Here is a 21,344-nt window from a genome sequence, read left to right as displayed (position 1 = left end):
CCGGCCGCACGCCTGAGGCCGTACGGCGGTACGCCTGAGACCGTACGGGCGCACGTCCCGGACCGTACGCCCGCGCTTTCGATCTTCCCCTCCGGTGAGTGCTGGAATAGTCACGCCTTGCGAGATGTTCAGTGTTCAACTACTTTGGAACCGGAGCATCCCGAAGGAGGCAGTCATGCCCGCCGTGACCGTAGAGAACCCGCTGACCCTGCCGCGTGTGAGCGCGCCCGACGACGCCCAGCCCCGCAAGGCGCTACAGGTGTCCACCGCCCCGAGCGGTTTCGAGGGGGAGGGCTTCCCCGTGCGCCGCGCCTTCGCGGGCATCGACTACCGCAACCTCGACCCGTTCATCATGATGGACCAGATGGGTGAGGTGGAGTACGCGCCGGGAGAGCCCAAGGGCACCCCCTGGCACCCGCACCGCGGCTTCGAGACCGTCACGTACATCATGGACGGCACCTTCATCCACCAGGACTCGCACGGCGGTGGCGGCACGATCACCAACGGCGACACGCAGTGGATGACCGCCGGGTCCGGTCTGCTGCACATCGAGACCCCGCCGGAGTCGCTGGTCACCAGCGGCGGCCTCTTCCACGGCCTCCAGCTCTGGGTGAACCTGCCGAAGGCCGACAAGATGATGCCGCCCAAGTACCAGGACATCCGGGCGGGCGGCCTGAAGCTGCTCACCTCGGGTGACGGCGGCGCGCTGATCCGGCTGATCGCCGGTGACCTCGCGGGCCACGAGGGCCCCGGCGCGACCCACACCCCGATCACGATGATCCACGTCTCGGTGAACCCCGGCGCCTCGGTGACCCTGCCCTGGCGCGCCGACTTCAACGCCCTCGCCTACGGCCTCGCCGGCCGCGGCTTCGCGGGCCCCGACGCCCGCCCCTTCCGTATGGGCCAGGCCGTCGTCTTCGGCAAGGGAGACTCCCTCACCATCCGCGCGGACGAGACCCAGGAGTCCCGCTCGCCCAACTTCGAGGTCGTCCTGCTCGGCGGCCTCCCGATCCGCGAGCCGATGATGCAGTACGGCCCCTTCGTCATGAACACCCACGCCGAATTGGCCCAGGCGTTCGACGACTTCCAGGCCGGCCGCCTCGGCACCATCCCCGCCGACAGCCCCCTCGGCCACTAGTCACGTCGCCCACGCGGTGCGGCCATCCCTTCGGGGAGATCCCGTGCCGCCGTGGAAACACGTACGGCTTCGTGAGCATGCACCCCGGTGCCCCCAGCCCTGGATACGCGTCCGCAGCGGGGAAGTTGGGTACGGTCCGACCGGGCCATCGGGTCGGTCACGGAGGCGAATGGTGAAGAGCGCGGGGTTAGGGCTCACGGCGTTCGAGAGCAGAGCGGGTCAGGCCGGTAGGACACTCCTGCGCAATCAGGGCTACGACGGTGGCTGGGGACTGACCCTGACGTCGGTGTCGTCGATCGTGAACACCGGCGAGGTCCTGACGGTCTTGCGGGCCGCCGGAATCGCCGGTCAGCCGGTACGTACGGCGCTCGGGTTTCTGACCGCCGCCGTTCCGGAGCACTGCCAGCCCCGGCACAAGGGCGGTCGTGGCGAGCACACCCGGTTCGTCGCGTTCGGCCTGGCCGGTCTGCTGTCCCACCCGGCATTCCTCCACCACGCCGGAGTCGCGGAGGCCGTGGTCCGGTGCGTCGGTTGGCTTGAGGGCCACGAGGTCGACCACGGCTGGCCCGAAGTGCTCGGCCTGGATGACACCTCGCTGCACCAGACAGCCCTCGTCGTGCACGCGCTGGCCCAACTCCGCGACATCCTCAACGGTTTCGGCCCCGGCGTCGTGCTTCCGGGCGGGGCCGAAACCGGGCGACTGCTCCATCGTGTCGAGCCGCTGATCGACCACGGCGTGCACGGTTTGCTCTACCACCGTCGTCCCAGCGGGGCGTGGGGATGGCGTACGTACGTCGACACCGACCCGAGCCCGAGCAAGACCGCGCTGTGTTTGCTCGCGCTCTCGGCCGTAGCCTCCGGTACTGGGCCCGGCGGCGAGCCCGCCTCTCGCGACATCCCCTGGGAAACCGGAGGAGTCAACGGCGCGGTGCGGACGAGGCGGCTGTCCGAGGTGGTCACGGAGGCGGGTCAGTGGCTGCTGTACAACCACCACCGTTGGGAGTCGTTCGTTGAGGACGACAAGGACGTGCAGGGCACGGCCTGGGAGCACATGGCGTACGCGCTGTGCACTCAGGCCGCTGTCCGGGCCGGAGCCAGTCCGCGCGATCCCCGGCTCGTCAAGGCATGGCGGCTGATGGACGACCTGTGGGATGCGGAGGCCTCGTTGTGGAACGAGCCGGGCGCCTCAGGCAAGCGAGCCACCATCCGGGCCGCCGCTTACACAGTGGCCGCCTACGAGGAGGCGATGCGGCGCCTGACGCGGTTGAGCCTGGTTGACGGCGATACCGAGCCTGCGGGCGAGGCACCGGCTGAAACGGCCATCGAACACGTCACGCTCGGACCCGGTCAGAGCATCGCTGTCACCGCACACGGCAGCGATACGGAGGTCGTCTGCGGTTTGTCGAACCGGCTGTTCGACCTGGTGCAGATCGTGCACGACGCCCCTGGGCAGGGGCTGACGACGGAGCGGATCGCGGGGAGGCTGTACGTTGCGCCGTCCTCGGTGCCCAAGTACGTCCAGCGCTTGAACCGGGCGGTGTCCGCAGCATTCGGCGGTGCTCCGGCCCGGCTGCTCCTGCCCGGGAAAGTCGGCGGGGCGAGTGGCTATCGTCTCGCGGGACGCGCGAATCCGAGCACCGTCACGCATTCGCCCGCGGCAGGGCGCGCTCCGCTGCCACCGGGTAGTTCAGCAGGGCGAACCGGGCCAACGACCGCACCTGGTCGAACGTCCTGAGACCGTCGATGTCGTCCAGACCGAACCAGGCCGCCCCGTACACCTCGTCGAGGTCCGCCTCCACGGCCTGTCCCCGGGTGCCCGGCTGCCGCCGGACGAAGTAGAACTGGAGCAGCGCCGGGGTTGGGAATCCTTCACGCTCGATGTCCACGTAGAACGGCACCGGCTCCGGGCTCGCGTTACCGTCGGCCGGGTGGATTACCGGCTGGGTGGAGATCGCCTCCACCAGCAGTCCGGTCTCCTCCTTGAACTCGCGCACCGCCGTGCCCGCGAACGACTCCCCGGGTTCGATATGACCGCCCGGCGGAACCCACTTGTCGAAGCGGTTGTGATGCACGAGCAGCACCTTCCCGGCCTCGACCAGGTAACCGGAGCAGCAGTACACCAGACCGGTATCGCGGGCGGTCTGGCCGTCGTGGATCAGAATCGAGCGGGGCACGCTCGCCACGATAGCCCACCGCCCCGCACCGAACTCCCTTGCCGATCAGGTGGGTTCACCGCACTGTCATCGCCCTCGCGATGACATGTCATCGGCAATGACACCGCGATGTCATCACGGGTACGTCTTCCCTGAACTGATGATGGCCGTATCCCGCCTCCGGCTCACACCGGGCCGCGGGCCGCCCTGTCGGCCGAGGAGAGGACCCGTGATGCGCACCCGTCCCGCCGCGTGGCGCACCCGGTACGAGCAGCGGTTCGCATCCCCGCAGACCGTGGTGGTGCAGCCTACGAGCTGGTGCAATCTGGACTGCCGGTACTGCTACCTGCCGTTTCGCAAGCTCACGCATCAGATGCCGGTGGACGTCGCCGTCGCCCTGGGCGCGGCGGTGGCCCAGTTCGAGGACGTCGGGCATCCGATCGGGATCGTGTGGCACGGCGGCGAACCGCTTGCGGTCGGCTCCGCATCGTTCGCGGCGCTGCTCGCGCCGTTCGAGACGCTGCGCCGGGCGGGACGGATCCAGCACTACGTGCAGACCAACGCGACGCTGATCACCGAGACGTGGTGTGATCTGCTGACCGCGTACGACGTCCGCGTCGGGGTGAGCATTGACGGCCCGGCCGCCATGAACGCCGAGCGGGTCGATCTGCGAGGCAATCCTGCCTTCGGCCGGATCCTGCGCGGAATCATCCGGCTACGCGAGCACGGCATCCCGTTCTCCGTGATCTCGGTCGTCGGCGCCGTCGGCATTGAGGCCCCCGAAGACCTGCTGGGCTTCCTCACCGAACTGGGTGCTCGCTCGGTGGGCTTCAACATCGAGGAAATCGAGGGAGTCAACACCGCCCGGAAGCCACCCACGCCAGTGCAGGCCGAGGAGTTCTGGCGGCGCACCCTGACCTGGGCCCGCGAGCACTCCGGCACCCCGCCCGTCCGGGAGATCGAACGGCTCGCCGAATACCTCCAACAGGTCCGCTCCGGACGGAAGGCCGAGTGGGACCGGCGCCGCCTCGACCCGATCCCCACCGTCTCCTGGAAAGGGGACGTCGTCCTGCTCTCCCCGGAACTCGCCGACACCACCGCCCCCGACTACGACAACTTCACAGCGGGCAACATCCTCGACCGTCCCCTGACGGAAATCCTGAATAGCGCCCACCGGCTGCGCTACGTGCGCGATTTCCTCACCGGTCTGGACCGGTGCCAGGCCCAATGCGAGTTCTTCGACTTCTGCCGTGGCGCCCAGGCCGCCAACCGCTACTTCGAGAACGGCAGCCTGACATCCACCGCGACCAACTACTGCCGGGTCTCCCGGCAGGCTCTGGTCACTGCCCTGTCCACGCTCGCAACCAAGGAGACAACCTCATGAGGATTCTGGAGGCGCTGGCCGCATCCGACGCGCCCGTCGTGATGGAGTTGGTGACTACGCACGACGCCCCAGCAGCAGAAATCGTTGAAGGGACATGGGACAACAAGCCCACCTGGGACAACTGGCAGAAATCCCCAGCTCCATTCGACAACCGCCCTACCTGGGACAATTGGAGCAAGAAGTAGCAGACGTATTCTGCGGCCGGCAGGCCCGCCCAGCACCACGGCAGCACCACCGCGCTGAAAGGCCCCCGGATGGACACCCGCACGATTCGCCGCACGACCGTCACGCTGCCCGCCCTCGGCGAGGAAGGCCTGCTCCTGTCCAACGTCACCTCGCTGGAGGGTGGCCGGGGCCGGGTGGACGGCTTCCGGTACGCCGACGCCGATCTGCGGGAACTCGACCTTTACGAGGCCCATTTGGCCAGCGGGCGGATCTCCGCTCTCAGGACCCAGCGCACCCGCCTGGACAAACTCCGCGTCGACTCTGTGGAGTTCACTGGCTGTGATCTGGCCTCGCTTCAGTGGACCGACAGCAAGATCTCCCGCACTGTCTTCCGCGACTGCAAACTCATGGGCGCCACCCTCACCGACGTCCTCCTCGACAACGTCCTGTTCGAGAACTGCAAGCTCGACTACAGCACCTTCACCCGCGTCCGGGCCACCGGTCCCGTGATCGTCGCCAAGACGTCGCTGCGCGAAACCACCTTCACCTCCGGCGATCTCGGCACCGCCCTGTTCGACGACTGCGACCTGCGGCTGACTGAATTCGACGGCGGGAGCTTCCGTGGTCTGGACCTGCGCGGCAACGACCTCTCCCAGATCCGCGGCCTGGCCTCGCTCAAGAAGATCGTCATCGACCCGGCCCAGACCCTCCAACTGGCCGGGGCCCTCACCACCGAACTGGAAGTCACCTTCGGAGACGACCTCGACGACCAGTAGCCCCGCATCTGCTCACGGAGGCATGCCATGGGTCCGCGACTGGCATTCGACACGTTCGACGACATACGCGGCCGGTGCGACATCGCGCCGGTCCGGCACACCCGTGACGTACCCGGATACGACGACGGCGCTCTCCTCCCCGACGACGACTGGACACTCCTCACCGCGCTCGACGCCGCGACGCTGCGCGCCGATGACACCACACCGGACAGCGTTCTGATCGAACTCGTCCGCCCACCGCTGCCCACCCTCTCCCCGGACGAACTCAACGGCCGCCTCGAACTCGCCGCCGGTCTCGACCCCCTCAACGGCCGCTGGCCGACTCGTCTCCTGGGATGCACAATCAGCCCCGCCCATCGCGCCACCACCACCGAGGACTTCACCACCGGCCGCCGCATCGGCCTGCACATCGACAACTTCGACCGCCTGCCGTACGCCCGGCGCCACGAGAGCCGCCGACGGCTCTGCCTCAACCTCGGCCCCGGGCCGCGCTACCTGCTCATCGGCGACCGCGACATCCAACAGATCTGCCGCACCCTCCACACCGGCACCGCACTGGAACGGCACTACCCCCACACCGACGACGTCCGCCGCTACGCTGCCGCAGGACACTCTCTGCGCTGCCTGCGTATCCGCCTCGAATCCGGCGACGGGTACATCGCCCCGACCGAACTCCTGCCGCACGACGGTTCCACCACCGGAACCGACATGCCGTCGGTCGCCGCCTTCTGGCTGGGCCAGCCACCGAGCGTTACCTGAGCGCAGGCGTTCCTGCTCTCTGTCGCTCGGCGTTCGGCGCCAGCCGGGTGAGCTCTTCTCGCAGACGTACGACGCCGGGAGCGGCCGGTGGAGATTTATCCGTCTCATGGGAACCCGGTCCGGTGCACCACCCTCTCTTCACTTGATTCGTTTCACTCTCGACCGTGAGAACCCTGTGATGACACGCTCGATCAGCCGCCGCTTACTTCTGGCCGGTGCGACCGCCACGGCACTGCTGACCCTCGGAGCCTTCGCCGGCAGCGCCAGCGCGTCTGCCGCCCCCGCCGCCACTCCTCCACGTCGGCCTCGGCCGCAGACTCCGGCTCCCTGTCCCCCGCCGATGTCGTCAGTCATCCGTTCGTGTTCTACATCAACGGTGTCTTCGCCGAGTACCTCGCGAACATCTCGGCGAGCGGCAACTATCTGACCGTGACACGCGGTGGTGGTGGTCAGGCGTTCACCGACTGGATCAACGTGAACAAGGTCGTGCGCAACCCGAAGAACATCAGCGTCGTGCTGCATGACTACGCCGACAACCCGGTCAGGACGTACAACTTCTACGCCGCGTATCCCGTCAGCACCGCCGGTACCCAAGTCACCCTCTATTTTTCGGCGTCCAGCGTGTCGTAGGCAGGCGGGGAGCGTCACTCCTTGACTTCAAGTGTGGTTGAGCTTCTAGCGTGTTCTTCGGTTGATCGACTGACGACGGGAGAAGGCGGGCATGATCCTCGTGACGGGGGCCACCGGGAACATAGGCGGGGCTCTGGTGAAGGAGCTGCACGGGTACGGTGCCGGGGCGGTTCGGGGGCTTACTCGTGAGGTGGCGCGGGCCGCGTTTCCCGAGGGGGTCGAGGCCGTTGAGGGGGACTTCGGTGAGGTCGCTTCTCTGAAGCCGGCGTTGGAGGGGGTGCGCGCGCTGTTTCTCGTGTCGCGTATCGGCTCGGACGCCGACATCCTCGCCGCCGCCCGGCAGGCCGGTGTGGAGCACGTGGTGCTGGTGTCGTCCATCACCGTCCAGACCCACCCCCACCTCGGCCCCGCCGGGGAGAACCTGGACGTCGAGCTGCTGCTCAAGGGCAGCGGCATGGCCTGGACGATTCTGCGGCCGACTCAGTTCGCCTCGAACGCCCTGTGGTGGGCCGCGGCGATCCGCGAGGGCCAAACGGTCCTGGCGCCGCATCCGGGCATCGGCATCCCCACGATCCACCCCGCGGACATCGCGTCCGTGGCGCGCGTGGCGCTGACCGAGCCCGGTCACCAAGGCCGGACGTACGCCCTGACCGGTCCCGAGCTCGTGACCGCCCGGCAGCAGGCGGAGGCCATCGCGGTCGCCCTCGGGCGCGAGGTGCCCTTCGCCGAGATCAGCCGCGAGCAGGCCCACCGGGACCTGGCCGTGTTCATGGGTGACGAGGCCGCTGACGCGGTGCTCGACGTGACGGGCGGGGACGTCAACGACGAGTTGGTGAAGGTACGCGACACGGTTTCGCGGGTCACCGGCTCCCCGGCCCGGCCGTTCCACCAGTGGGTATCGGAGAACGTCGCCGCCTTCCGCTGAGGCGTTCCCGTGTCTACAGCAGGTGGTCGGCCTTGCCGGCCTTGATGTCGGTGATCAGGGTGCGGAGGGCTTCGCGGGTGTCGGTGAGGGGACGGTCTTCTTGGCCGTTGACGGCTATGTAGCCGTTGCCGTCGGCGTCGGTGCCGAGGCGGAAGCAGGAGCTGCCTTCGCCGCAGAAGGGGGCTTCCCAGGTGATGTCGGGCATCGGGTCTGATCTCCTCAGAGCTGGTGCGCGATCTCGCGGATGAGGTCGCGGGACCGGTCGGCGGACACGGACAACTCTTCCAACAGGTCGAGTTGCGCTCGGTATTTCGCGAGTTGCGCCTCGGCGTGGAGGAAGACCGGTCCGTGGGAGCTGTCGACCTGCACGGTGTCGAGCTGGCTCACGGCGCCTTCGGCGTAGACGACGGTGTGACCCGCGCCGGGGAAGGCCCCGTGGGCGAAGGGGAGGACCAGCACGGTGACGTTGTCCCGCTCGGAGACCTCCAGCAGGTAGTCCAGTTGGGCGCGCGCCACGTCAGGTCCCCCGAACTGCATGCGCAGCGCGGCTTCGTGGATCACCGCGACGTACGGGAGCGTGCTGGTGCCGGTGACCAGTTGCTGGCGCTCCGATCGGTGGGCGAGGCGCAGGGCGACCTCGTGCTCCGGGAGCTTGGGCACCACGGCGCGGAAGATGGCTATGGCGTGGTCGGACGTCTGGAGCATGCCCGGGATGTGGACCGTGTTGGCGCCGCGCAGCCGTAACGCGCCTGCCTCCATTTCGGAGATGTCCAGGAACCCCTGGGGCAGGCTGCCCCGATAGCGCTCCCACCATCCGGTGCCGCTCGGTTCGGCCATCGCGGCCAAGGCGTTGACGTACCGCTCGTCCGTGCATTCGCAGTTGACGGCCAGCTTGCGCACGCGCTCCGCGCTGATCGCCCGAAGTCCCGACTCCATGTTGGAGATTCGGCTCCGGTCGACGCCCAGGAGTCCCGCCGCGCTCTCGGCGGACATGCCCGCCGCCGTGCGCAGCCTGCGCAACTCGCTTCCCACACGCTTCTGTCGCTCGGTGAGGACCGTCCTCGTCGGCATGCCCTTCCTCCCTGTGCGTGTCTCGACCGCCTGCCACGGTGAGCATAGGCGCATGGCCGGGAGGCCATTTATTTGAAGCGCCTGGCAAAAGTGGCCCCATCCCCCTACCGTAGTAGCGCGCAGCTACGCACAACTATGTCGGAAGCGCACCGCGAGTGACGGCGGCATGCCACCGGCGAACCCTCAAGACGCCACAAGACCCCTTCGACGCAACGGAGTTCGTCATGCCTGAAATCCCCCGCTTACCAGCACTCTGGCGCTTCCCGGCGCGGCCGGAGTCCGTGCGCCGGGCGCGGCATGCCGTCGCGGAGGCGCTCCCTCGTGGGGTGGAGCCCCAACTGGCCGCGGATCTGGGGCTGGTGACCAGTGAGCTGGTCACGAACGCCGTGCGGCACGGGGACCGGTGCGAGGAGGAGGCGGTCATCGAACTGGTGCTGTGGCCCGCCGACGGGCACTACTGGGTGGCGGTGTCCGACGGCGGGCCGGAGAAGCCGGAGTTGGCCGAGGCCGGGCCGGAGAGCGAGGGCGGAAGGGGGCTGGTGCTCATCGACGCGCTCGCGGAGGTCTGGGGAGTCGTGCCGCGCCCGGTGCGCGGGAAGTCGGTGGTCGCCGGGCTCAGCGACGTCAGCCGGTCGAGGCCGGGCGCGGTTCGGACAGGCGGTTGGCCTGGTGGGTGAGCGCGCGGCGCAGGATCGGCGTCAAGGGGCGTTCGACCAGGCGGTAGATGAGGTAGGCGAGCAGCAGCATCGAGCCGATGGCCAGAGCGAGCACGCCGTAGTTCGGTATGCCGGTGTGGGCCTTCAGCTTCTCGATGACAAGCGTGCCCAGGATCTCGTGCACCAGGTAGAAGGGGTACGTCAGGGCGCCCGCCGTGGTCAGCCAGCGCCAGTCGACGTCGGCGACGCGGCGCACGAGCGTCACCGCGGCGATGGCGGCGAAGCCCGCGGCGACGAGGGCGATGACGACGGTCGGCGAGCGGTGGAAGGTGACGGCCACACCGGGCTTGGGGACGAGGCCCAGGACCGCGTAGTGCTGGCCGAGCAGGAAGCCGGTCGCGACGACGCCCCAGGTCAGCAGGTCGTGGCCGAAGCGGCGCAGCAGGTAGAGGCCGATGCCGCCGATGAAGAAGGGCGCGTACTCGGGCATCAGGGCCAGCTTGAGGAACTCCTGGCCGGACGAGTCCGCGTACAGGGCGCCGATCGTCCACAGGGCGCAGAAGGCCAGGACGCGCTTGCGGGTGGCGCCGCGCCACAGGACGGTGACGGCGAAGAGCACGTAGAAGCGCATCTCGGCCCACAGCGTCCAGGAGACGCCCAGGACGCGCTCGGAGCCCGCCGGGGTCTGGAGCATCGTGAAGTTGGTGAGCAGGTCGGTGCGCGAGACGGTCTTGTAGCCGAGGACGAACAGGACGACGGTCACCAGGATCAGCGCCGCCCAGTAGGCCGGGTACAGGCGGCTGATCCGGGAGATCGCGAACGCCTTGACGCTGCGGCCCCAGCCGCTCATGCAGATCACGAAGCCGCTGATGATGAAGAAGAACTGCACGCCCAGCGGTCCGTACGCGGCGGCGTGCGACAGGTGCGGGAAGATCTCCAGCGGCTGTCCGCGCCAGGCTCCGCTGCCCCGGAAGGCCAGGTGGTAGATCGCCACCATGAGCGCGGCCACCAGCCGCAGCCCGTCCAGCGCCCGCAACCGGCCCTTCCCGCCGCCGCGCGGTGCCGGTGCGGCGGACGCCGCCGGTACGTGGCCGGGCGACGTCGGGTCGCCGGGCGCGGTCGGGTCGCCGGGCGACGTCGGATCGTCCGTGGGTGCGGGGAGTTTCAGGCTCATCCCAGTGCTGCCTTTTCGCCGGCGTGAGTGTCAGGGCGCGCGGTCGGCCGTACGATCGCCCGTCACGTAGGCGTTCAGGCTAGGTGGAGGCACCGGCCCCACGGGGCGTTGGAGCGGGCCCAACCGCTCTGTGCGACCAGTGTTTTCCTCCGTTTCACGGCCGGTTCACACGACCGTGACGGATTCGCGTCCGCGGCCGACCCCGCCCCCCCGCCGGGCGGTCACCCGATCGACGGGCTCGTCGCCTCGTACAGCTCGAACCAGATGGACTTGCCGTCGCCGCGCGGGTCGACGCCCCAGGCGTCGGCGAGCTCCTCGATGAGCATCAGGCCGCGGCCTGAGGAGGCCATCTCGCCGGGGGAGCGGCGGTGCGGCATGTCGTCGGAGCGGTCGCCGACCTCGACGTGGAGGCGGCGGGTGCCGGGCATGCCGGTGACCATGGCGGTCAGTACGGCGTCCTCGTCGGTGTGCACCAGCACGTTGGTGACGAGTTCGGAGACGAGCAGGACGGCGGACTCGACCTGGTCGGCCGAGGTCCAGTCGTGCAGCAGGGCGCGGATGTCGTCGCGGGTGGCGCGGATGCGGCCCGGGTCGGTCTGCGAGACGGTCAGCACCGCGCGGCGGACCGGGACCGCGCAGGTCGGGCCGTCGGGGTCGCGGCGCAGCAGGACCAGCGCGATGTCGTCCTCGCGGCGGTCGGCCAGCGGCCCGGTGGTGTGGTGGGAGGCGGGCCCGTGCACCGCGCGGATCAGGGAGTCGGCCAGCTCCTCCAGATCGCCCGCGGGCCCGGCCTCCAGCACATCGCGCAGCCGCTGCCAGCCGGTCTCCAGGTCGTGGCCGCCGGTCTCGATCAGGCCGTCGGTGCACAGCAGCAGCACCTCGCCGGGCTCCAGGACCAGCCGGGTCGTCGGGTAGTCGGTGTCCGGCTCGATGCCCAGCGGCAGGCCGCCCGCCGTACGCCGGACGATCGTCGTACCGTCGCCGAGCCGGATCGCGGGCTCCGGGTGCCCGGCGCGCACCACGTCGAGCGTGCCGGTCAGCGGGTCGGCCTCCAGATAGAGGCAGGTCGCGAAGCGTACGTCGGCGGACTCGTCGGCGCTCAGCCCCTCGTGCAGGCCGTCGCGCAGCCCGTCCGCCGGCCCGTCGGGGAGCCCGTCGTGCAGCCCGGCCAGAAAGCGGGAGGTGCGCGAGAGCACCGCGTCCGGGTGGTGGCCCTCGGCCGCGTAGGCGCGCAGCGCGATCCGCAGCTGGCCCATGATCCCCGCGGCCCGTACGTCGTGGCCCTGGACGTCGCCGATGACGATCGCGGTTCGGCCCGACGGCAGCCCGATCACGTCGTACCAGTCGCCGCCGACCTGGAGGCCGCCGCCGGTCGGCACGTACCGGGCGGCCACCGCCATGCCCTCGATGCCGGGCCTGCGCGCGGGCAGCATCGTGCGCTGGAGGCCGTCGGTCAGGGCGCGCTCCGACTCGTGCAGATGCGCGCGGGACAGCGCCTGCGCGAGCATCCGGGCCACGGTGGTGAGCACCGAGCGCTCGTCGGGCGTGAAGGCCACCGGGTCGCGGAAGGCCGCCATCCAGGCGCCGATCGTGGACCCGGCCACGACCAGCGGGAGATACGCCCAGGAGGAGCGGCCGAACGGTTTCACCAGCGGCCAGGTGACGGGGAAGCGGTCCTCGTACGCGGCCGGCGACGGCAGATAGACCGCCTGGCCGGTACGGACCACCAGCGCGGCCGGGTAGTCGGTGTCCAGCGGCATGTCGAGGAAGGGGTCCTCGGTGCCCGCCGCCTGCCCGTGGTGCCCGATCACCGACAGCCGGTCGCCGTCCGTGCCGAAGACGGCGAGGCCGTCGGGCGAGAAACCCGGCATCGACAAGGTGGCCGCCACCCGCAGCACCTCGGCGGTGGAGTCGGCCTCGGCCAGCGCGCGCCCCGCGTCCAGCAGGAACGCCTCCCTGGCCCGCCGCCAGCCGCCGCCCGCCTGCGCCGCCGCCCGTGAGGGCCCGCCGCGCACCTCGTGCAGCGTGCCCGCCATCACCGTGCCCTGCGGGCGCACCCTGGCCCGTACCGTCCGCAGGGTCGCGCCGTCGTCGCCCACCACCCGCACCAGCGCCTCGGCGACCGTGCCCTCCGAGTAGGCCAGCGAGACCGCGCCGGCCAGCGACACGTAATCGGCGGCGTGCAGGCACGCCCGAACGGCGGACGTCCGGTGCTCGGCCGGGCCGCCGGACAGCCCGAGCAGGCGCGCGGCGCGGGCGTCGACCGTCACGGTGCCGGTGGCCTCGTGCCACTGCCACAGCCCGGTACCGACTGCGGCCAGGACGTCCTCGGTGCGCATTGTGCCAGTTTATGAGAATTGGGGCGTTATGGCCTAGTAGGGCGGCCTTCGTGGCCTTACGCCCCACCGAATCCGGAGTGAGGCCGGTGTGCGGGCGCCGGTAAGCTGTGCTGGGCCGCTGGCCCGGCCACCCACCCAACATCCAGCGTCGAGGACGAATGATGCACCGGTACCGGTCCCACACCTGCGGCGAGCTGCGCGCCACCGACGTCGACACCGACGTCCGCCTGTCCGGCTGGCTGCACAATCGCCGCGACCTGGGCGGCATCCTCTTCGTCGACCTGCGTGACCACTACGGCTTCACCCAGCTCGTCGTCCGCCCCGGCTCCCCGGTGTACGACCAGCTCAGCGGCCAGTCCAAGGAGTCCGTCGTCCGCGTCGACGGCCGCGTCCTGGCCCGCTCCGCGGAGAACGTCAACCCGGAGCTGCCGACCGGCGAGGTCGAGGTCGACGTGACCGCCCTGGAGGTGCTGGGCGCGGCCGACCCGCTGCCCTTCCCGGTCTTCCCCGAGGACAACGCGAACGAGGAGATGCGGCTCACCAACCGCTTCCTCGACCTGCGCCGCCAGCGCATGCACCGCAACATCATGCTGCGCACCCAGGTCATCTCCTTCCTGCGCCGCGAGATGACCGCGCTCGGCTTCAACGAGATGGCCACCCCGATCCTGTCGGCCACCTCCCCCGAGGGCGCCCGCGACTTCCTGGTGCCCTCCCGCGTGCACGCCGGGAAGTTCTACGCGCTGCCGCAGGCCCCGCAGCAGTTCAAGCAGCTCCTGATGATCTCCGGCTTCGACCGCTACTTCCAGATCGCGCCCTGCTTCCGCGACGAGGACTCGCGCGCCGACCGCTCGCCCGGCGAGTTCTACCAGCTCGACGTCGAGATGAGCTTCGTCGAGCAGGAGGATGTCTTCGGCGTCATCGAGAAGGTCATGACCGACCTCTTCACCGAGCTGGGCGGCGGACGCACGGTCACCTCGCCGTTCCCCCGCATCCCCTTCCGCGAGTCGATGCTCAAGTACGGCAACGACAAGCCGGACCTGCGCACCACGCTCGAACTGGTCGACGTCTCCGACGTGTTCGCCGGGAGCGGCTTCAAGGCGTTCGCCGGCAAGCACGTACGCGCGCTGGCCGTGCCCGACACCGCCGAGCAGCCGCGCAAGTTCTTCGACCAGCTCGGCGAGTACGCGGTCTCGCTCGGCGCCAAGGGTCTGGCCTGGGTCCGGGTCGGCGACGGCAACGCGTTGACCGGCCCGATCGCCAAATTCCTCACCCCCGAGGACGTCACCGCGCTGCTCGCCGCCGTCGGCGCGAAGCCCGGCACCGCGATCTTCTTCGGCGCCGGTGAGTTCGACGAGGTCTCCAAGATCATGGGCCCGGTCCGGGTCGAGGCCGCCAAGCGCACCGGCCAGTTCGAGGAGAACGTCTTCCGCTTCTGCTGGATCGTCGACTTCCCGATGTTCGAGCGCAACGAGGACACCGGGGCCGTGGAGTTCTCGCACAACCCCTTCTCCATGCCGCAGGGCGGCCTCGAAGCCCTCAACACCAAGGACCCGCTGGACATCCTGGCCTGGCAGTACGACATCGTCTGCAACGGCATCGAGCTGTCCTCCGGAGCCATCCGTAACCACGAACCCGCCGTCATGTACCGCGCGTTCGAGATCGCGGGCTACACCCGCGAGACGGTGGAGGCCGAGTTCGGCGGCATGCTCCGCGCCTTCCACTTCGGCGCGCCGCCGCACGGTGGCATCGCGCCGGGCGTCGACCGTATGGTCATGCTCCTCGCCGATGAGCCCAACATCCGCGAGACGATCGCGTTTCCGCTCAACCAGAACGCCCAGGACCTGCTCATGGGCGCGCCCTCCGAGGTCGAGGAGGCGCGGCTGCGCGAGCTCCACATCCAGCTCCGCCCTTCGGCAGGGCGCCCTTCCGCGGGGCGCTAGGACGGCGTCTCGGGAGGGGCGAGCCGGGGGGCAACCCCGGAGGCGGGTCACCGCGTTGAAGGGGTGTGGAGAGGAACAACGGTGTCGCACCCCGGTTTCGAGGAGTTCGTGGCGGCCCGCGGCCCCAGACTGCTGCGGGTCGCGTGGCTGCTGACCGGCGACCCGCACCTCGCAGAGGACCTGCTCCAGACGGTGCTGGCCAGGGTCTGGCCGAAGTGGCACCGGATCGCGGGCGACAGCCCGGAGGCGTACGTACGCAAGGCGCTGGTGCACACCCACGCCTCGTGGTGGCGGCGGCGCTGGCGCGGCGAGGTGCCGCACGGCGAGCTGCCCGACCGCCCGCAGCCGGCGGACCCGTACGGGGACGTGGACCTGGAGCAGGCGCTGGCCGCGGCGATACGGGAACTGCCGGTACGCCAGCGCGCGGTGGTCGTGCTGCGCTACTTCGAGGACCTGAGCGTGGCCGACACCGCGGATGTCCTCGGCTGTACGGAGGGCACCGTCAAGAGCCAGGCGTCCAAGGCGCTGCGGGCGCTGCGCGGACGGCTGCCCGAAGCGGTCGACACGGGCGTCGGAGGTGAACACCATGCCGGATGAGCGTTTCGCGGAGGACGAGCTGCGCGACCTGCTGGAGCGCGCGGTGCCCCAACTGCCCGCCCCCGTACAGCGGTTGGAGCGGGTCAAGGAGCGTGCGCTGCGCCGTCGCAGGCGCCGCGCGGTCGGGATGTCCGCCGCCGTCGTGGTGGCGGTCGCGGCGGCCGGGACGGTGCTGCCCGGTCTCGGCGGCGCGGCGAGCGCCCCGGCGCCGCCCGCCGTCGTCACCTCGCTCGCGCCGCCCGCGTCCGGCAGCGGCGGCCCGACGGCGAGCGCTCCGACGGCGACCGGCCCGGTGGACAGCGGCCCGAGCCCGACCCCGAGCCCCGGACAGACCACCCGCGCGACCGAGTCGGCGTCCGCCGCGTCGGCGGCGGTCACGTACCACTTCCCCGAACTGGCCGGTCTCGACCTGCGGTTGCCGCCCGGCTGGACGACGGTCGTCGCGCCCAAGACGGGTGACGTCTTCGCCTCCTCGCAGGCGCTCGGCCTGCCCACCGACGGCTGCGTCAAGCCGCTGGACGGCTTCTGCACCCCGCTGGTCCGCACCCTGACCCGCGGCGGGGCGCTGATGATGCTGACGCTCCGGCACAGCAAGACGACGGTGGACAAGCTCAACGCCGACGGCCACCCGGTGACTTCGTCCGTCGTCGTCAGCGCCTGCCGGGCGGTCGGCGGCACCGCGCAGACCAAGGCCCTGCTCACCGACGCGTCCGGCTCCGACGTCCTGATCGAGGTCTCGGTGTGCCTGGCCGACGCCACCGACGCGCAGCAGTCCCAGATCAACGACGCGCTGAAGAACGCCGTCTTCTCGTGAAGGCTCCCGTGAAAGGCCCCCGCCACGTCATGCGCACCACCCGCCGCCCCCGCCGTCTCCTGGCCGCCGCCGTCCTGACCGCGCTGGCCGCCGCCCCGCTGGTGTCCGGCTGTGTGGCCGGTGGCACGGGCGTGCGGGCGTCGAAGGTCGGCGACGAGGGGCCGCTGAGCACGGTGGTGAGCGGTCCCGCGGGCCGGGCGGGCAGGTCCGCGCCCGAGCCGGTGCGCACGACACCCGCGCCGCCCGCCCAACTGCCGGGCCTGGGGCCGAAGACGCGCTCGCAGATCCCCGCCGACGCGCGGCAGGCCGTCCTGGTCACCGGCGCGGGCCCCGACTCGCCGGACGCGAAGGTCACCTTCTACACCCGCGAGAACACGGCCGGTTGGCGGCCGTCGGGCCCGGTGTGGGCCGCGCACAACGCGCTGCGCGGCTGGACCGACACCCACCACACCGGCGATCTGCGCTCACCGATCGGCGTCTTCGGCCTCACCGACGCGGGCGGCCACCTCCCCGACCCCGGCACCGAACTCCCCTACGACCACGCGCCGATCGGCTTCAGCGTCTCCGGCACCGGCTTCAGGGGCGAGCCGCTGGCGGGCTCCTTCGACTACGTCATCGCCATCAACTACAACCACCTGCCCGGCACGTCACCGCGCGACTGGACGCGTCCGCTGGGCGCCTCGCGCGGCGGCGGCATCTGGCTGCACGTGGACCACGGCGGCCCGACCCAGGGCTGTGTCTCGCTGCCGCAGCAGGCCATGCGGACGCTGCTGCGCACCCTGGACCCGAAGCTGCACCCGGTGGTGGTGATGGGCGACGGGGCCGCGCTGGCGCGCTGAACGGCCGTACGCACGGCCCCGATCGCGTTCCTCAGGCGGCCGGTGCGTCCGGGTCGCCGCCGAACCGCTCGATGTACGACGCCAGGTCCTCGTCGGAGATCTTCGCGAAGAGCACCGGCGGCACCGTGAAGGGGGTGCCCGCGGGCACCGAGTCCAGCGCGCGGGCCTCGTCGGCGGTGACCCAGCGGGCGTCGTCGGCGGGCAGCGCGAAGGCGGCCCGCATGGCGGCGGCCGAGGCCGGGATGAACGGCTCGGACACCACCGCGTAGAGGTGGATGAGATTCATCGCGGTACGCAGCGTGAGCGCGGCGCCGTCCTGGTCGGTCTTGATCTCCATCCAGGGGGCCTTCTCCTCCAGGTAGGAGTTGCCCGCACTCCACAGCGCTCGCAACGACTGCGCGGCCTTGCGGAATTGCAGCGTCTCCATGTGGCCCTCGTATTCGGCGAGCAGCGCGGCGATCTGCTCGCCGAGCTTCGCCTCGGCGGCGCCGGCCGCCGAACCCGCGGGCACTTCGTCGCCGAATCGCTTGCGCGAGAAGGACAGGACGCGGTTGACGAAATTGCCGAGGGTGTCGGCGAGGTCCTTGTTGACGCCCGCCGCGAACAGCTCCCAGGTGAAGGAGGTGTCGTCGGACTCCGGCGCGTTCGCGATGAGGAAGTAGCGCCAGTAGTCGGCGGGCAGCAACTCGAGGGCGGCGTCGGTGAAGACACCGCGGCGCTGCGAGGTGGAGAACTTGCCGCCGTAGTAGTTCAGCCAGTTGAAAGCCTTGACGTAGTCGACCTTCTTCCACGGTTCACGGGTGCCCAGTTGGGTCGCCGGGAACATCACGGTGTGGAAGGGCACATTGTCCTTGGCCATGAACTCGGTGTAACGGACCGTGTCGTCGGCCTCGTACCACCACGACTTCCAGTCCCGTACTTCACCCTCGGACGCGGCGTCGGCCCACTCCTTGGTGGAACCGATGTACTCGATGGGTGCGTCGAACCAGACGTAGAACACCTTTCCGTCCGCGGCCAGCTCCGGCCAGGTGTCGGCCGGTACGGGAACGCCCCAATCCAGGTCACGGGTGATGGCCCGGTCCTGGAGTCCCTCGGTGAGCCATTTCCGCGCGATGGACGAGGCCAGGGTGGGCCAGTCGGCGCCGTTCGCGTCGATCCACGCCTCGACCTCGCCGGCGAGCTTGGACTGGAGGAGGAACAGGTGCTTGGTCTCGCGGACCTCCAGCGCGCTGCTGCCGCTGATCGCGGAGCGCGCGTCGATGAGGTCGGTCGGGTCGAGTACCCGCGTGCAGTTCTCGCACTGGTCGCCGCGGGCCTTGTCGTACCCGCAGTACGGGCACGTGCCGACGATGTAGCGGTCGGGCAGGAAGCGCTCGTCGGCGAGCGAGTAGACCTGCCGGACGGCCCGCTCCTCGATGAAGCCGTTCTCGTTGAGCCTGCGCGCGAAGTGCTGGGTGATGTCGCGGTTCTCCGCCGAGGAGCTGCGGCCGAAGTGGTCGAAGGACAGCTCGAAGCCGTCGTAGATCGCCTTCTGCGCGAGGTGGGCCTGGCCGCAGAAGACGTCGACCGGCAGGCCCGCCTCCTTGGCGGCCAGCTCGGCGGGGGTGCCGTGCTCGTCGGTGGCGCAGATGTAGAGGACGTCGTGGCCGCGCTGCCGCAGATACCGCGAGTAGACGTCGGCCGGGAGCATGGACCCCACCATGTTGCCCAGATGCTTGATCCCGTTGATATAGGGGAGGGCTGAGGTGATGAGGTGACGCGCCATTGCGGGCTGCTCCCAATTCGTTGCGGGGAGTGAGTAATTCCTCTACGGACGGTCAATATCGTATCGGACGACCGGGGGGCATCCGCCGCCCCTTTTCCGGGTAGCCGGGCTGTGAAGGGCTGTGAACAGCCCCGGGGGGTCGAGCCCTGAAGATCACAGCGAGTGACTGCACGTGCACATGCACGTGCACATGCACGTGCCTGCCCAACGAGTTATGATCTGCCGTACCAGACATGGCACTTATGGGGAGTGGCTGATGCGCCGGACGCACAACGGAATGGCTGCAGAAGACCTACGTGGAGTGGTCTGGCAGAAGAGCCGTCACAGTAATGCCAATGGAACGTGCGTCGAGTTCGCCGCCCTGCCCGACGGCGAGGTCGCCGTACGGAATTCGCGCTTCCCCGAGGGTCCGGCGCTGATATACACACGTGCGGAGATCGAATCGATGATCATCGGCGTGAAAGCCGGTGAATTCGACCACCTGGTCCCGTAATGCGCCGGTTGCGCCGCGACCCGCGTGGAACCGGCGGAACTAACAGGGTCCGCCCGGTGTGAGAAAAAGCGCCCAGACGACCTTTCCCGTGCCGCTCAGCGGGTGCCATCCCCAGTTCTCGCTGAACGAGTCCACCAGATGAAGTCCGCGGCCGGTCTCGGCCACGAAATCAGGGTCCTTGGCGACGGGCGCCACCCCGCTGGGGTCACGCACCGCACACACCACGCGCGAGGTCCAGCGCACCAGGCTCAGCCGTACCGGGGCGCCGGGCGCGCCGATCGGCACCGCGTACCGCAGCGCGTTGGTCACCAGCTCGGACGCGACCAGTTCGACCGAGTCGCGGAGCGTGGACAGATCCCATCGTTGGAGCGTCGCGCGCGTGAAGTGACGTGCCTCACCCACTGACTCCAGGGCGGCGGGCAGCTCACAGGTGGCTCCGTTACCCGAGGCCACGCGCTCAGGCGCGAGCACTCCCTGCCATAACGGCTCCAGCACGGCGACTGCCTCTGCCTTCATACGTGCCCCCGGGGTATCTGCACGTCCACCATGCTCATGGATCAGCACCCTCCGATGCAAGAGCGTCTGCACGTGCATCTGCAAGGAATTGATGCACGTGTCGGTGGAGAGTGACCGAACGGGTACACCGCGCAGTCCGTTAGTGGCAGACTGCTGATGAACCAAGGGCGGAGCGTGACCTATGAGCGCAGGGCAGCCGGGAGGCGGGTCCATCGTGCGACGAATGCTGCTCGGAGCGCAGCTGCGGCGGCTGCGTGAGTCCAAGGGCATCACCCGCGAGCTGGCGGGCTACTCGATCCGGGCCTCCGAATCGAAGATCAGCCGCATGGAGCTGGGAAGAGTCAGTTTCAAGGAGCGTGACGTCGCCGATCTGCTGACCCTCTACGAGGTCACCGACGAAGCCGAGCGGGCGGCCATGCTGGGCCTGGTCCGCGAGGCCAACGCGGCCGGCTGGTGGCACGGATACGGCGAGGTCATGCCGACGTGGTTCCAGACGTACGTGGGCCTGGAGGAGTCGGCCGCGCTGATCCGCACCTTCGAAGTGCAGTTCGTGCACGGCCTGTTGCAGACCGAGGACTACATAAGATCGGTGATCCGGCTTGGTCACCCCGAGGCAGCCGTGCCCTGGGTGGAAAGACGAGTCGGTCTACGCCTGGAGCGGCAAAAGCTTCTCGTCTCCGAGCAGGCGCCCCACTTCGTCGCCGTCATGGACGAGGGCGCGCTGCGCCGTCCGTTCGGCGGCCGGCAGGTGATGATCGACCAGGTGCGGCACATCCTGGAAGCCGCCGAGCGGCCCAACGTCGACGTCCGCATCCTGCCGTTCGCCACGGGCGGGCACGCGGCGGGCGGCGGCGCCTTCACGCTGCTGAGCTTCCCGGAGTCCGATCTGCCGGACCTGGTCTACCTGGAGCAGCTCACCGGGGCGCTCTACATCGACAAGCCCGACGAAGTGGTCGAGTACCAGAAGGCGATGAACGCGCTGAGTGATGTCGCGCTGACGCCCACCGCTTCCCTGGACTGGCTGAACTCCTTCCAGCGCGAACTGTGAGCCGTGCGCCCGGGGCCGACTTCCGCCGATGACGGCGGGAGCCGGCCCTTTGCGTGCGCCCCGCGCCCTTTGCGTGCGCCCCGGCCCTTCGCGTGCGCGCCGCGCCACGGACAGCCGCGGATGCGGAGCTTCCGCTCCCGATTCCGTCACCCTCCCCGCATT

At 69.8% G+C, this 21,344-nt stretch carries 22 protein-coding genes; 15 read left to right on the top strand and 7 right to left on the bottom strand.

Features of this window, described 5'->3' with window-relative positions; genetic code table 11:
* The first annotated feature begins 175 nt into the window (after nt 1-175).
* Nucleotides 176-1,138 (top strand): pirin family protein, encoded by a 963-nt coding sequence (locus ACZ4EF_RS14885; protein WP_467504731.1) that lies wholly within the window; start codon nt 176-178, stop codon nt 1,136-1,138.
* Nucleotides 1,139-1,307: 169 nt separating this feature from the next.
* Entirely contained in the window at nt 1,308-2,873 is a 1,566-nt protein-coding gene (locus ACZ4EF_RS14880; protein ID WP_467504729.1) for a prenyltransferase/squalene oxidase repeat-containing protein, read from the top strand.
* Here ACZ4EF_RS14880 and ACZ4EF_RS14875 read toward each other — a convergent pair.
* On the bottom strand, nt 2,779-3,312 hold the full coding sequence (locus tag ACZ4EF_RS14875; RefSeq protein ID WP_391041883.1) for an NUDIX hydrolase: 534 nt from the start codon (nt 3,310-3,312) through the stop codon (nt 2,779-2,781). The two genes, ACZ4EF_RS14880 and ACZ4EF_RS14875, sit on opposite strands and share 95 nt — an antisense overlap.
* 211 nt (nt 3,313-3,523) lie before the next feature.
* Here ACZ4EF_RS14875 and amcB point away from each other — a divergent pair, with 211 nt between their 5' ends.
* From amcB to ACZ4EF_RS14845, 6 genes are all read left to right on the top strand, one after another.
* Nucleotides 3,524-4,675: a cyclophane-forming radical SAM peptide maturase AmcB gene (gene amcB / locus ACZ4EF_RS14870; protein WP_391041881.1), complete on the top strand. Its 1,152-nt coding sequence runs from the start codon at nt 3,524-3,526 to the stop codon at nt 4,673-4,675.
* Nucleotides 4,672-4,860 (top strand): multiple cyclophane-containing RiPP AmcA, encoded by a 189-nt coding sequence (gene amcA, locus ACZ4EF_RS14865; protein ID WP_391041880.1) that lies wholly within the window; start codon nt 4,672-4,674, stop codon nt 4,858-4,860. Before amcB ends, amcA begins: the two co-directional genes overlap by 4 nt.
* A gap of 69 nt (nt 4,861-4,929) precedes the next feature.
* Nucleotides 4,930-5,616, top strand: coding sequence for a pentapeptide repeat-containing protein (locus ACZ4EF_RS14860; RefSeq protein WP_467504726.1), 687 nt, complete (start codon nt 4,930-4,932; stop codon nt 5,614-5,616).
* 27 nt (nt 5,617-5,643) lie between these two features.
* Nucleotides 5,644-6,375 carry a hypothetical protein gene (locus tag ACZ4EF_RS14855; protein ID WP_467504724.1) on the top strand — a complete coding sequence of 244 codons (732 nt, stop codon included), beginning with the start codon at nt 5,644-5,646 and terminating at the stop codon, nt 6,373-6,375.
* 360 nt (nt 6,376-6,735) lie between these two features.
* A complete protein-coding gene (locus tag ACZ4EF_RS14850) occupies nt 6,736-7,005 on the top strand; it encodes a hypothetical protein (RefSeq protein ID WP_467504722.1) in 270 nt (89 codons plus the stop codon).
* A 91-nt stretch (nt 7,006-7,096) separates the two neighbouring features.
* Entirely contained in the window at nt 7,097-7,930 is an 834-nt protein-coding gene (locus tag ACZ4EF_RS14845; protein ID WP_391041872.1) for an NAD(P)H-binding protein, read from the top strand.
* 13 nt (nt 7,931-7,943) lie between these two features.
* Here the strand turns inward: ACZ4EF_RS14845 and ACZ4EF_RS14840 are convergent, their stop codons facing one another.
* Together ACZ4EF_RS14840 and ACZ4EF_RS14835 are read right to left on the bottom strand one after the other, a co-directional pair.
* Nucleotides 7,944-8,135 carry a hypothetical protein gene (locus ACZ4EF_RS14840; RefSeq protein ID WP_391041870.1) on the bottom strand — a complete coding sequence of 64 codons (192 nt, stop codon included), beginning with the start codon at nt 8,133-8,135 and terminating at the stop codon, nt 7,944-7,946.
* A gap of 14 nt (nt 8,136-8,149) precedes the next feature.
* The gene (locus tag ACZ4EF_RS14835) at nt 8,150-9,001 is read right to left on the bottom strand and encodes a helix-turn-helix domain-containing protein (protein ID WP_391041868.1); all 852 of its coding nucleotides are present in this window, start codon (nt 8,999-9,001) and stop codon (nt 8,150-8,152) included.
* 224 nt (nt 9,002-9,225) lie between these two features.
* Between ACZ4EF_RS14835 and ACZ4EF_RS14830 the strand changes: the two genes are divergently transcribed.
* Nucleotides 9,226-9,678, top strand: coding sequence for an ATP-binding protein (locus tag ACZ4EF_RS14830; RefSeq protein WP_467504718.1), 453 nt, complete (start codon nt 9,226-9,228; stop codon nt 9,676-9,678).
* Here ACZ4EF_RS14830 and ACZ4EF_RS14825 read toward each other — a convergent pair.
* Complete coding sequence (locus ACZ4EF_RS14825; RefSeq protein WP_355339612.1) at nt 9,626-10,831, bottom strand: acyltransferase family protein; 1,206 nt, start codon at nt 10,829-10,831, stop codon at nt 9,626-9,628. The genes ACZ4EF_RS14830 and ACZ4EF_RS14825 overlap by 53 nt on opposite strands.
* A gap of 221 nt (nt 10,832-11,052) precedes the next feature.
* The gene (locus tag ACZ4EF_RS14820) at nt 11,053-13,170 is read right to left on the bottom strand and encodes an ATP-binding SpoIIE family protein phosphatase (protein ID WP_355339615.1); all 2,118 of its coding nucleotides are present in this window, start codon (nt 13,168-13,170) and stop codon (nt 11,053-11,055) included.
* 161 nt (nt 13,171-13,331) lie between these two features.
* Between ACZ4EF_RS14820 and aspS the strand changes: the two genes are divergently transcribed.
* From aspS to ACZ4EF_RS14800, 4 genes are all read left to right on the top strand, one after another.
* Nucleotides 13,332-15,110, top strand: a complete 1,779-nt coding sequence (gene aspS / locus ACZ4EF_RS14815; RefSeq protein WP_355339618.1) for an aspartate--tRNA ligase — start codon at nt 13,332-13,334, stop codon at nt 15,108-15,110.
* 81 nt (nt 15,111-15,191) lie between these two features.
* Nucleotides 15,192-15,707, top strand: coding sequence for a SigE family RNA polymerase sigma factor (locus ACZ4EF_RS14810; protein WP_355339621.1), 516 nt, complete (start codon nt 15,192-15,194; stop codon nt 15,705-15,707).
* Complete coding sequence (locus ACZ4EF_RS14805; protein WP_401305580.1) at nt 15,697-16,521, top strand: hypothetical protein; 825 nt, start codon at nt 15,697-15,699, stop codon at nt 16,519-16,521. Before ACZ4EF_RS14810 ends, ACZ4EF_RS14805 begins: the two co-directional genes overlap by 11 nt.
* 29 nt (nt 16,522-16,550) lie before the next feature.
* A complete protein-coding gene (locus ACZ4EF_RS14800) occupies nt 16,551-17,360 on the top strand; it encodes a hypothetical protein (protein ID WP_467347722.1) in 810 nt (269 codons plus the stop codon).
* Between the two features lie 31 nt (nt 17,361-17,391).
* Here the strand turns inward: ACZ4EF_RS14800 and metG are convergent, their stop codons facing one another.
* The gene (gene metG, locus ACZ4EF_RS14795) at nt 17,392-19,125 is read right to left on the bottom strand and encodes a methionine--tRNA ligase (protein WP_355339630.1); all 1,734 of its coding nucleotides are present in this window, start codon (nt 19,123-19,125) and stop codon (nt 17,392-17,394) included.
* A 256-nt stretch (nt 19,126-19,381) separates the two neighbouring features.
* Here metG and ACZ4EF_RS14790 point away from each other — a divergent pair, with 256 nt between their 5' ends.
* Nucleotides 19,382-19,618 (top strand): DUF397 domain-containing protein, encoded by a 237-nt coding sequence (locus tag ACZ4EF_RS14790; protein WP_355339633.1) that lies wholly within the window; start codon nt 19,382-19,384, stop codon nt 19,616-19,618.
* A 39-nt stretch (nt 19,619-19,657) separates the two neighbouring features.
* Here ACZ4EF_RS14790 and ACZ4EF_RS14785 read toward each other — a convergent pair whose 3' ends face one another.
* Entirely contained in the window at nt 19,658-20,134 is a 477-nt protein-coding gene (locus tag ACZ4EF_RS14785) for an ATP-binding protein (protein ID WP_355339636.1), read from the bottom strand.
* 181 nt (nt 20,135-20,315) lie between these two features.
* Here ACZ4EF_RS14785 and ACZ4EF_RS14780 point away from each other — a divergent pair, with 181 nt between their 5' ends.
* Complete coding sequence (locus ACZ4EF_RS14780; RefSeq protein WP_355339639.1) at nt 20,316-21,182, top strand: helix-turn-helix domain-containing protein; 867 nt, start codon at nt 20,316-20,318, stop codon at nt 21,180-21,182.
* Nucleotides 21,183-21,344 lie beyond the last annotated feature (162 nt).

This window comes from Streptomyces sp. NPDC025721 (assembly GCF_055558595.1).
Note: the sequence above shows the minus strand (reverse complement) of the source record. Positions and strands in the feature narration are given on the sequence as shown.